Consider the following 11950-nt stretch of genomic DNA (forward strand, 5'->3'; position numbering starts at 1 on the left):
TCGTGCCGGATTTTCAGAAAAATCGTCTGTTCGGGAGGTGATAGCACGCAAAACAGGCAAAGACGAAGCGAAGACACGTCAGAAAACGCCGTTCTTCCGCAATCTCCGCCCATTTAGTGGCCGATCGCAGGCCCCTTGATCCGACCGGACATGACACCGAATCCATCAATGATGGCTTCCTGGTTTTCCATCCTTGTGATCTCCAGCTGAACCTGATGGAGCGCCGTAATGAGCTGGTCGATCCGTTCCGCATCATCCGCTTCGGTCGCCTCCGCTACCTCGCGCTCAAGCTCCATCCGCTGACGCTTCAGGGCTTTCGACCGCTTGTGGAGAGACAGCGCCTGACGATAGCCTTCGCGCGCATCTTCGGCGGCTGCGTTTTCAGTTGCCGTCCAAAGTCGGGCGTTGCGGATCTGCTGATCGAGACCACGAAGGATGGCACCATGTCCCTGCTCTTCGAGCCGCGCAATCAGTGCCTCTCGCTGCAGATGGAGCCCGGCGCCTCCGACGGCGGTCAGCAGGGCGGACCAGAGACGCTGCAATGCCGCATTCTCGTAATCGATCGCGGCAATCTCGTCATAGTCTTCGTCCAGAAGCTGCGGATGATTGACGATCGTCAGCGCCAGAACGCTTTCCCTGAGTGCCGGCTGCTCCTGATGACCACGTACCAGGCCCGAACGGGCCAGTCGGTCAGACACAGACGCGACACCGCCAAAGGCCTGTCCCTGGCCTGGGCGCCCGGCGAAGCGTCCGCCACTGCGATCACTGGACCGCCCGCTCTGCTGGTAACCAGGGCCGCGCCGATCATTGCGACCGGGTTGTGACGACTGGAAGAAGCCATAAAGCCGGTCGCGCATATCCTGCTGGTAGTGACGCCGTACACTCTCGTCGGCGATCACGGCAACGACCTGCTTCAATCGTGCCTCGAGCTCGGCCCGCTTCTCCGGGCTGTCAAAGCCACCGGCACCCACTTCGCGCCGCCACACCATCTCGGCCAGCGGCCGCGCTTCCGCCATAACTCGATCAAAAGGCTCTCGCCCGTCGCTTTTCACCAGATCATCGGGATCCTTGCCGTCCGGCAGCATGGCAAACCGAAGAGACTGGCCGGGTTTCAGATGCGGCAATGCAAGATCCACCGCCCGGAAAGCGGCCCTTTGTCCGGCACCATCCCCATCGAAGCAGAGGACAGGAACCGAAGTCGTCTTCCACATCAATTGCAGCTGGTTTTCCGTCAATGCCGTGCCCAGCGGTGCCACTGCATTCTCGATGCCCGCCTGATATAGCGCGATGACATCCATATAGCCTTCGACCGCAATGAGCGTTTCCGCTCCATCCGCTCCCTGCAACGCACGTTTGGCGCGGGCAAAGTTGTAGAGTACGTTTCCCTTGTGGAAGAGCTCGGTTTCATTGGAATTGAGATACTTGGCCAGCGCATCGGGCGACATGGCCCGCCCACCAAAGGCAATCACCTTGTCGCGTGACGACAGGATCGGGAACATGATGCGATCACGAAACCGGTCATAGGAGACCGGAATATCCGGTCCATGCACGACAAGACCACAGGCCTCGATCTGCTCTTTGGTAACCCCCTTGCCTGCCAGATACTCCTTGAGTGCATTGCGGCTTTCCGGCGCATAGCCAAGCCGGAACGTCTCGATCGTCCGGCCAGAAAGCCCCCGCTCCCGCAGATAGGCCCGCGCCCGGGCTCCGCTTGCCGTCTGCAACTGGTCCTGAAAGAACTGGGTTGCGAGCTCCATCACATCCTGAAGACTAGTCCGCTCCTTTTCCCGCTGCTCGGCCTTCAGGTCCGGCTGCGGCATCGCGATACCGGCCATATCGGCAATCTGTTGCACCGCTTCCGGGAAACTCAGCCCCTCCAGGTCTGTCAGAAACCGGAAGTGGTCACCGGACACCCCACAGCCGAAGCAATGATAGCGTCCCTTGCGATCCTCGCAGTGGAAGCTCGGGCTTTTTTCACCGTGGAAGGGGCAGCAGGCCCAGTAATCCTGACGCGACACATTGGTTTTCTTGCGATCCCATGTCACACGCCGACCGATCACGGCCGAAATCGGCACGCGGTCACGGATCTCGTCAAGAAAATCATTGGAAAAACGCATGGGCGCCCCTGGGTCTGCTCCTCCATATAGGCGCCTGCGCTAGGGGATGCCACGGCTTTCGCCACTCATACCCACTATTCACAACGACTGAGCAGCAAACAGGCTTGGCAATAGTGCCGAGTGTCAAAACGCAAGACGCCGCCCGAAGGCGGCGTCAGATAATCGGGAGCAAGTCACTGCCTACTTCAGCATTTCCTTCACCACGCCGGAAGCCTTGGCAAAATCCATCTGGCCCGGATAACGTTCCTTCAGCGTGTTCATGCATTTGCCCATGTCGCGCAGACCCTGGGCGCCTGTCTCATTGATGACAGAGGCGCAGAGCTCTCGCATTTTGTCTTCAGACAGCTGCTCGGGCATGAAGGTCTTGATGATGTCGATTTCCTCAAGCTCGCCTGCGGCAAGCTCCGGGCGCCCGTTTTCGGCATAGATCTTTGCCGACTCGTCGCGCTGCTTGATCATCTTCATCAGCACCTGCATGATTTCATCGTCCGAGACGGGGTCCTTGCCGACACCGCGATTGGCGATGTCCCGGTCCTTGATTGCCGTCTGGATCAGTCGGACCGTGGAGGTCCGGCGTGTATCTTTCGCCTTCAGGGCTTCCTTAAGCGCATTGGCGAGGGTATCGCGCATCATCATTTTCTCCGTGGAAAGCCGGTTGGTTCTTGTGGCTTTTCCCTGTCTTTTGAGAGGTTCTCATAGCCAGACGCGTAGTGCAGTGCAAACAAAATGCACAAACTATTGAAATGCCTTGGGACAAAACCCTTATGAAACCGAACTCGATAATTGACCTTGTCGTCCGATCCGTCTATTGCTCGGCACCTGCACGAAATCGACATAACGGCTGAACGCGCGCGTCCCGACGCGCGAACGATTTACCACACAAGATGGCCTCTGGACCCTGCCCTGACAAGAGGGACGGCACCAAGGGCGAACAAGGAATAACCATGACCGCGACAGCTCCCTGGACAACCCGCAAGCCGACCGCCCTCCTTGTTCTGGCAGACGGAACGGTCATCGAAGGCCACGGTATCGGCGCGACCGGCAAGGTTCAAGCGGAAGTCTGCTTCAACACCGCCCTGACTGGATATGAGGAAATCCTGACCGATCCGTCTTATCTCGGCCAGATCGTGACCTTCACCTTCCCGCATATCGGCAATGTCGGCACGAATGAAGAAGACATTGAAGATCTGACGCCGGCCGCCCGCCACGGAGCCGTCGGCGTGATCTTCAAGGCTGATATCACGGAGCCTTCAAATTATCGTGCCTCATCCCATCTCGACGCCTGGCTGAAGAGCCGTGGCGTGATTGGCCTGTCCGGAATTGATACCCGCGCGCTGACCGCCTGGATCCGTGAAAACGGCGCACCGAATGCCGTGATCGCCCATGACCCGAACGGCGTTTTCGACGTCGAGGCGCTGAAGGCCGAAGCCAGGGCCTGGAGCGGTCTGGAAGGGCTCGATCTCGCAAAGGTAGCCTCCTCCGGTCAGTCTTCGGTCTGGAATGAGAAGGCCTGGACCTGGGAAAACGGCCACACCACACTGGGTGAAGCCGACGCCAAGTATCACATCGTCTGCGTCGATTTCGGCGTGAAGCGCAATATCCTGCGCCTCTTTGCCGGCCTTGACTGCAAGGTTACGGTCGTTCCGGCCACCACTTCGGCGGAGGATATTCTGGCGCTGAACCCGGATGGCGTCTTCCTGTCCAACGGTCCGGGCGATCCGGCAGCAACCGGCACCTACGCCGTGCCGACGATCCAGAACCTGATCCAGTCGGAAAAGCCGGTCTTTGGCATCTGCCTCGGCCATCAGATGCTAGGCCTGGCCCTTGGCGGCACCACGGAAAAGATGCACCAGGGCCATCACGGCGCAAACCACCCGGTGAAGGACTTCACCACCGGCAAGGTGGAGATCGTCTCCATGAACCATGGCTTTGCAGTTGACTCCAAGTCACTGCCGGAAAGCGTTGAAGAGACACACATTTCGCTCTTTGACGGCACCAATTGTGGACTTCGCCTGAAGGGCAAGCCGGTCTTCTCAGTCCAGCATCACCCGGAAGCGTCCCCCGGCCCTCAGGACAGCCACTACCTGTTCCGCCGCTTCATCAACATGGTGCGCGAAACCAAGGGCGAACCGGCGCTTGCCGAACGCTGAACCCTGCTAAGATAATCACGTCATCGTCGCGGCCCGGCTCACATCCGGGCCTTTTGCATTTCGCCACGGACCTTGAGATAGAAGCGACCGCAGAGCATCACGGCAGCACTTCCAAGCCCCATCAGGAAGCCGATCCAGATACCGATCCCGCCGACACCGAGCGGAAAGGCCAGAAGCCAGGCAAGGAAGAAACCGATCGGCCAATAGGCGATCAGCGCCATGAACATCGGCACACGCGCATCTTTCAATCCGCGCAGGAGACCCGCAGCTATCGCCTGCAAACCATCGACAAGCTGGAAGATACCGGCGACGGCGACCAGTGGCACGGCATAGGCAAGAACGGCAGCGGCATCCGGCGTCGTCTCATTGATGAACGCGCTGGAGAGCTGGAGCGGGATCGTCAGGAACAAGATGCCGCCCGTGAGCGACAATACACTCGCGATCCCAAGCACCGTGATTGAAGCCCGAACCAGTTCAGGGTAGTTCCCGCGCCCATGGGCCAGCCCCACCCGGACTGTTGCCGCCTGGGACAAGCCGAGCGGGATCATGAAGGCAATCGAGGCAAGCTGGAGGGCAATGCCATGGGCTGCAAGCTCGATCGTGCCGATCCGCCCCATCAACAGTGAGGCGGCGCTGAACAGGCTGACCTCGGCCAGCACCGTGATGCTGATCGGCAGGCCAAGCTGAACCACCTCGCGAAAAGCCTGCCAGTCAGGCCGCCAGAAGCGAACAAAAAGCTCATAGCTCTTCGTCTCCTCGCACGTCTGGATATAGGCAACCATGGCGATAAAACTCACCCACTGCACTATGACGGCAACAATGGCAGCACCGGTCATGCCCATGCGCGGCAGGCCGAAATGGCCAAGCACCAGCGCATAAGCGAGCACAGCATTCAAAACGAGAATGCCAAGGGTGATATAGAGCACGATCTGCGCCCGTCCGGTTGCGCTCACCAGCGCCCGCAAAACGGCAAACAACAAGGCCGGCAGCAGACCAAACTGGCTGATCATCACGTAATGCGCCGTCAGCGCTGCAACTTCCGGCTTCTGGCCAAGCGCCAGCAGGATGCTTTCCGCATTGAAGAACAGCGGCGACATCACCAGCGTGTAAAGAATGGCAACCCACATGCCCATGCGAATGGACCGGCGCACCGAGACGGCGTCTCCGCGGCCATAGGCCTGCGCGACCATCGGAATGACGGCAATCGAAAAGCCGGAGCCGAAGACAAAGATCGTGAAGAAGAACTGACCAGCAAGCACCATGGCGGCGAGTTGTACCGCACCCAACTGCCCCACAATGATGACGTCGGTCGTATGGATCCCCAATTGCGCCAGCTGTGCGCCGATCAACGGAATGCCCAGCGAAAGGGTCGCACGGATATGCGACACCCAGCTTCCGGCGGGATGATCGGCATATGGCAGAGGCATGGTCTGTGACATGACATTTCCACAAATGCAAAAAGCCGCTTCCAGACAATGAAGGGAGCGGCGACCGCAAAAGGATTAGGCCAGGTGTTGGCAAGCGGCAAGCAATGATCACGACCCAGTGAAAACTTTGGCCGAACAATCAGAGATGTTGATAAGAAGGTGATCCCCTAAAGATCGGCAGAAAATGTATCGCAGGCGGACGCGTCACCCGTGTCATATCCCCGCTTGAACCAGCGCATACGTTGCGCTGAAGTACCATGGTTGAAGCTGTCCGGCACAACATAGCCCTGGGCGCGCTTCTGTAGTGTATCGTCGCCAATCTGATGGGCCGCATTCAGCGCCTCTTCCAGATCACCGTCCGAAAGCAGGCCCTGTTTGTCGGCGGCCTTGGCCCAGATGCCCGCATAGCAATCAGCCTGCAGCTCGACACGAACGGAAAGCCGGTTGGCCTCTGCAGCCCCCAGGCTGCGTCGCTGCCGGTTGAATTCAGGCAACACGCCTGTGAGGTTCTGGACGTGATGACCGACCTCATGGGCAATCACATAGGCCTGGGCGAAATCGCCTGCAGCGCCAAATTGTTGCTCGAGTTGACGGAAGAAATCCGTGTCGAGATAAACCTTGCTGTCGGCAGGGCAATAGAAAGGCCCGGTCGCGGCAGAAGCCAGCCCACAAGGCGATTCGGTCCGTCCCGCAAACAGCACCAGTGTCGGCTCGCGGTAGCGGGCGCCGGATGCCTGAAAGATCGCATTCCAAGTATCTTCGGTTTCGGCCAGCATAGTGCGAATGAAGGCTGTCATCTCGTCATTTGCCGGGCCGCTGCTGGGAGCGCGAGAGACCTGTTGCTCATAGCCGGCACCGGAAGGATCGCCGCCTTCCATCACCTGCAGGAGATCGATCCCGACCATCTTGAAGCCGAAATAGATCACCACGAGGATGATGATCGTCCCGAGACTCAGCCCGCCGCCCCGTCGTCCACCACCAACCGGAATGCGAATGCCAGAGCGACCGAAGGGACTGCGCCCGGCGCCGGACCCTGATGACCCGTGACGTCTGTCCTCGATATTGCTCGACTGACGTCGCCCCTTCCATTCCATGACCGGTCTCGCTCCCCTGTCGATCTCGGCGCAAAGATTAGTGGATGCCGGACGGCTTGGCTATCGGTCGCGTTGAATTCACGACTTCTGGAAAAGAGGCAGGGAGAACCGTCGATGACCCAGCCTGACGAAGACAAAGGCAGCGACGAGCAGAATGGCAAACAGCGCAAGAAAATAGCCATTTCCGTCATCTCCGCCAAAGAACACCCGATGCATGGCGCGACCGGGCAGCAGGGTGAAGGCGCCTGCCCCGAGCAGCGCCATGGCATAGAGGGTGGTCACATGGCGGCGATGGGCTTCGATCTGGCCGCGTCGTGCACTGTAGACCACCTCCCCACACCCGTGAAGCACCAACACGGAAAGAAGATGGATCGGACCAAAACCAAAGACGACGTCAATCGTCCGAATGAAGAAACTCGACAGGGCCGTTGCGATCATCAGCGCAATCCACAACCGTCCAAGCAGGCGATGGACCCCTGTTCCCTTTTTCCCAGCCAGCAGGAATACCCCGACAACAAGCGCCAAAAGCGCTGCGAGAACATGCAGTTGAATGGCATGGGAAGCATCAAGAAGGGGATCGATGGACATGCGGCTTGCCTCAGAGGTTGGAAACAGTTTTGATCGGTCGCCGAAAGCAATGACCGACAAGCGGGGATCAACCAACCGCAACCCCGTAAACGGAAGAGGAAATTCGTGACTGGACGCGTCCTGCAATCCACGCTTCGTGAAGTGCACGAAGTCTTGCGGTCAAAACGGCTCTGGGCGACTTTTGTGATCGTCGTGTTGGTATTCGTGATCACTGGCCCGTTTGGGACCGTGGACAAGATGGGCCTGGCCGAACGCTTGGCCTTCTGGTTCTGCCTGCATGCGATCGCCTGGCTGACCACGATCACCGTCATCACAGCCGTTGAGATCAGATTGGCCGAACGCATCAGTCATGACCTTTTGCGCCTAGCGCTGTCCGCCGCCGCCGCAGCACCGCTGATCGCAGCCCTTCTCGAACTCCTGATGTGGTCCTGGATCGGGCGAACACCGAGCCTCGCATCTTACGGACTGCAATTGTCCCTGTGCCTCGTCTTTGCAATCCTCTTCAGCATTCTGTCGCATCTCACGGTCAGCGCACCACAAACCGCATCGAACGGTATGGTCTCTGATCAAGGGCCGGAGGTTGCGGGGGCGGAACAGACGTCGTCGCGAGCGGAGATCCCGTTGATCCGACGGCTGAGGCATGATCTGCGCGGCCCGCTTCTGCATTTGACCATTGAGGACCATTACACCGTCGTCACGACGATCCACGGACAGCAATTGCTCTTGTTGCGGTTTTCCGACGCTCTCGCCGAACTTGGAAGCGCAAAGGGTCTGCAGGTGCATCGCTCCCATTGGGTCGCTGACCATGCGGTCGATGATCTGGTCAAGGAGGGCGAAAGGCTGATGATCAGGCTGAAAAACGGCCAGCGCATACCCGTCAGCCGTCGCTGCGCCGCTGCCGCCAAAGTCCGTTACCAGACTTGAGACTGTGGTTCATCTGCATTGGTCAACTTGTAAAGTTGACTTTGCAATCATATGAAAAATTTCAATTTTTCGAATAACCATAGTCGCCGCCCCGTGCCAGTGCCCGCTGATAGGCGGGACGGGCGCGAATGCGCTCCATCCAGGAACGGAGAACGGTGACATCGACACCGCGGGCAATCCGGGTAAGGCCAGCTTCGACCGGAAAACTCATGGCGATATCGGCCGCTGAAAAAGCACCTCCGGCGAACCAGCCATCGCCTTCAAGCTCGGCTTTCCACAAAGCAACATGGTCGGCAAGCTGCGGGTCGATGAAGCTCTTGCCGACACCTTCGGAAATCAGTCGGGCGATGGGTCGGATGAAGAAGGGTACCTCCCCGGGAATGCGCGAGAAGATCAGCTTCATGACCAGAAGCGGCATGGCCGAACCTTCGGCATAATGCATCCAATAGCGATACCGCAGATGGTTATCGCTGCCTTGCTCAGGATGCAGCCATCCGCCCTCATGGCGCTCGATCAAGTATTCCATGATTGCGCCGCTTTCGGCGATCACCCGCCCCTCTTCTTCAATGACCGGCGATTTGCCAAGCGGATGAACAGCCTTCAGGCTTTCCGGTCCCCGGTAGTCGCGACCGCGATGGTACAGCTTGACCTCGTAATCCTGCCCAAGCTCCTCCAGCAGCCACAGGATGCGATGCGCTCGCGAATTGTCGAGATAATGAACCGTGATCATGGGCCAGAGTCCTACTAGAAATTGCCATGACCTATCTAGCGGCCGCAGAAGATGCAGTCGACGAAAAAGATTGATCGTTCTTGGCGGATACCTGCCTGCTCACGAGCCTTGCGATGGCGCTTGCACTCCATTTCTGACACTATCCGCCGGGGCCAGGACCATCATTTTGGGAGGAATGATCGTATGCGGGCTATCAGATTGGAAGATATCGGCGCGCTGCATCTGAGGGAGGTCGACAAACCCGAGCCCGGGCCTGACGACCTTCTGGTCCGGATCGAGGCCTGTGGTGTCTGTGGGACCGACCGTCACCTCTTCCACGGCGAATTCCCCTGCACGCCCCCAGTTACACTTGGTCACGAATTTTCCGGGATCATCGAGGACATGGGAGCGGCAGTGACCGGCTTCCGCCTTGGTGACCGCATAACGGGTGACCCGAATATCGCCTGTGGCCGCTGCAGCCATTGCGTCAACGGACGCATCAATCTCTGTCGCAATCTGAGAGCAATCGGCATTCATCGGGATGGAGGCTTTGCCGACTATGTCATTGTCCCGCAAAAGCAGGCCTTTCTTTTACCTGCATCGCTCAATCCGCTTCATGGCGCTTTCTGCGAACCGCTGGCCTGCTGCCTGCATGGCATAGACCTGGCAAAAATCGAGGCGGGCAGCTCTGTCATCGTATTGGGCGGTGGCGTGATTGGTCTGCTAACGGTTCAGCTGGCGCGTCTGGCAGGCGCAAGTCAGGTCGTGCTTTCGACAAGGCAGGCTTCGCGCCGCAAACTGGCCGAGGAGCTTGGCGCAACCGCCAGCATCGATCCTGCTGATGGTGACCTCATCGGGCGAACGACGGGCGAGAAGGGTCTCCTTCCGGGCGGAGCTGACGTGGTTATCGAATGTGCCGGTGTTCCCGATACGATGATGCAGGCCATGAAGCTGGTGCGCCCGGGCGGCACGGTCGTCATTCTCGGTGTCATGCCACAGGGGGAGAAGATAAAGATCGAGCCCTTTGACCTGCTGTTTCGCGAGGTGAAGGTGCTCACGTCCTTTCTCAACCCCTTCACCCACCGCCGCGCAGCAGACCTGATTGCCTCGGGTGCAATCGTGGTCGAACGGCTCATTTCCCGGACCGTCGGCATGTCAGACGCCGCAGCGGTCATTTCAAATCCACCGGCTGCGGGAGAGGTGAAAGTCCTGATCGTACCCGATTAAGTGTGCAGTCGACCTCTTCCGATGACCGGAAAAGCTCACAGAGGAGGACGCCGGTCCTTCCAGGGCCGCGCTTCTTCAAGCTGACCCGCTAGCCGGAAAAGCGTGTCCTCATCGGCAAAACGTCCGACAAATTGCATCCCGATTGGCAGGCCTGCGGTGGTCCAGCACAAGGGTACCGACATCGCCGGTTGACCGGTGACGTTGAATACGGGTGTCCATGGCATGTATTCAAACGTCTCTGCCGCGAGCTTGTCGGCAATCCCGAGGCGACGCAGCAACCAGCCACCATTGATGTGCCCCAGCGCCGTCAACAACATCTTCTCGATTGGAGACGGCTGCAGGCTTCCAGTCTTGACCGGCAGATCCGCAAGAACAGGGGTCAGCAGCACATCATAACTTTCGAAGAAGCGGAGGACTGAACGGGCTGCAAACTTGAGATAGCGATGGGCCGCCGTGACATCAGCCGCCGAGAAGGCCTTGCCAAGAAGGCCCATGCCGAATGTGGAGGAATCGAAGTCGCCCGGTCGAACTGGGATCTCGAAGGTCTCGGAGGTCCACTCCATATCGGCCCGGATTTCGCCGGCAAGCGCTGTCAGGAAGGCCAGGGAAAATCTTTCCCGCTCAATGGCAGGCGCGGCTTCCACCACCTCATGTCCGAGATCACGCAGCAGACTGACGGTAGCCTCGAAGGCTGCAAGAACATCAGTCGAAACCGCCTTGCCCAACATGGGTTGCGACGAAACCGCGATACGAAGCCGTTCCGGAGGCTGTGAGACGGATGCCAGGAAGGAACCGTGATGATCGGCAAGACGATGCAGACTACCGATATCCGCGCCATGCGTGGCATCAAGCACTGCCGCGCTGTCACGAACCGAGCGTGTCAGCACATGCTCGACTGCAAAACCAGACCAGGCGTCGCCCAGGAACGGCCCATAGGGTGTACGTCCGCGTGTCGGCTTCATCCCGAAGACGCCACATGCCGAGGCGGGAATCCGGATCGAACCACCGCCATCACCTCCCGAGGCGATAGGGACCATGCGAGCAGCCACGGCAGCAGCCGAACCTCCCGACGATCCACCGGGGGAGCGATCAAGATCATATGGATTGAAGGTCGGACCATGAACACCGGGTTCGGTATAGGGTGTCAGCCCAAACTCGGGAGTATTGGTCTTTCCGAGGATGACGAGGCCGGCACGCTTCCAGCGATAAACCAGCTCCGAGTCGCCAGACGCCGCCTTGTTCTGCCAGTGAACATTGCCGTTACCGGTCGGGACACCCTCGATCTGGGACAGAAGATCCTTGATCAGAAAGGGCACTCCAGCAAGCGGAGCATCCGGTGAAACCGAGCCAAGGCTTTGACGAGCAAGGTCGAACAAAGTGCGAATGACTGCATTGATTCGCGGGTTCACAGCCTCGATACGATTGACCGCCGCTTCCAGAACCTCGTCGGCAGAGACTTCGCGCCGCCGGATGAGCTCGGCAAGCCCCACACCGTCATGATTCTCATAGTCAAACTGCATGCAAGCCGTCCCGTGATAGTCGGCGGCACGTTAGCAGGAAGAGGCCCGGATGCAACGCAGGGTCGCCCAGGAAAAATACCGACGCCCAAAACGAATGCTCCGAATATATACATATGCTTAACCACGTCCAGCTACCATCCCGTCCGAACTGTGGCGACATGCGCGCCCCGTTCTGGCTGCAACTTCTGCAGAAG

The 11950-nt window shown here is 58.9% G+C and carries 10 protein-coding genes; 3 read left to right on the forward strand and 7 right to left on the reverse strand.

Annotation, left to right across the window (positions count from 1 at the left end):
* Positions 1-113 precede the first annotated feature (113 nt).
* Both dnaG and FE840_RS15935 read right to left on the reverse strand, forming a co-directional pair.
* Positions 114-2117, reverse strand: coding sequence for a DNA primase (dnaG, locus tag FE840_RS15930; protein WP_138286481.1), 2004 nt, complete (start codon positions 2115-2117; stop codon positions 114-116).
* A 180-nt stretch (positions 2118-2297) separates the two neighbouring features.
* On the reverse strand, positions 2298-2747 hold the full coding sequence (locus tag FE840_RS15935) for a GatB/YqeY domain-containing protein (protein WP_171033678.1): 450 nt from the start codon (positions 2745-2747) through the stop codon (positions 2298-2300).
* A gap of 314 nt (positions 2748-3061) precedes the next feature.
* Here FE840_RS15935 and carA point away from each other — a divergent pair, with 314 nt between their 5' ends.
* Positions 3062-4267 (forward strand): glutamine-hydrolyzing carbamoyl-phosphate synthase small subunit, encoded by a 1206-nt coding sequence (gene carA / locus FE840_RS15940; protein WP_138286484.1) that lies wholly within the window; start codon positions 3062-3064, stop codon positions 4265-4267.
* 38 nt (positions 4268-4305) lie between these two features.
* Here the strand turns inward: carA and FE840_RS15945 are convergent, their stop codons facing one another.
* From FE840_RS15945 to FE840_RS15955, 3 genes are all read right to left on the reverse strand, one after another.
* A complete protein-coding gene (locus FE840_RS15945) occupies positions 4306-5706 on the reverse strand; it encodes an MATE family efflux transporter (protein ID WP_138286485.1) in 1401 nt (466 codons plus the stop codon).
* A 155-nt stretch (positions 5707-5861) separates the two neighbouring features.
* A complete protein-coding gene (gene ypfJ / locus FE840_RS15950) occupies positions 5862-6788 on the reverse strand; it encodes a KPN_02809 family neutral zinc metallopeptidase (RefSeq protein WP_138286486.1) in 927 nt (308 codons plus the stop codon).
* A gap of 78 nt (positions 6789-6866) precedes the next feature.
* The gene (locus FE840_RS15955; protein WP_138286487.1) at positions 6867-7376 is read right to left on the reverse strand and encodes a DUF2306 domain-containing protein; all 510 of its coding nucleotides are present in this window, start codon (positions 7374-7376) and stop codon (positions 6867-6869) included.
* A gap of 105 nt (positions 7377-7481) precedes the next feature.
* Between FE840_RS15955 and FE840_RS15960 the strand changes: the two genes are divergently transcribed.
* Positions 7482-8300: a LytTR family DNA-binding domain-containing protein gene (locus FE840_RS15960; RefSeq protein ID WP_138286489.1), complete on the forward strand. Its 819-nt coding sequence runs from the start codon at positions 7482-7484 to the stop codon at positions 8298-8300.
* Positions 8301-8361: 61 nt separating this feature from the next.
* Here FE840_RS15960 and FE840_RS15965 read toward each other — a convergent pair whose 3' ends face one another.
* Complete coding sequence (locus FE840_RS15965) at positions 8362-9030, reverse strand: glutathione S-transferase family protein (RefSeq protein ID WP_138286490.1); 669 nt, start codon at positions 9028-9030, stop codon at positions 8362-8364.
* A 183-nt stretch (positions 9031-9213) separates the two neighbouring features.
* On the opposite strand from FE840_RS15965, the gene FE840_RS15970 reads away from it, so the two are divergent.
* A complete protein-coding gene (locus tag FE840_RS15970; protein WP_138286491.1) occupies positions 9214-10236 on the forward strand; it encodes a zinc-dependent alcohol dehydrogenase family protein in 1023 nt (340 codons plus the stop codon).
* A 35-nt stretch (positions 10237-10271) separates the two neighbouring features.
* Here the strand turns inward: FE840_RS15970 and FE840_RS15975 are convergent, their stop codons facing one another.
* A complete protein-coding gene (locus FE840_RS15975; RefSeq protein WP_138286492.1) occupies positions 10272-11756 on the reverse strand; it encodes an amidase in 1485 nt (494 codons plus the stop codon).
* Between the last annotated feature and the right edge of the window lie 194 nt (positions 11757-11950).

The sequence above is a fragment of the Peteryoungia desertarenae genome (genome assembly GCF_005860795.2).
Taxonomy (GTDB): domain Bacteria; phylum Pseudomonadota; class Alphaproteobacteria; order Rhizobiales; family Rhizobiaceae; genus Allorhizobium; species Allorhizobium desertarenae.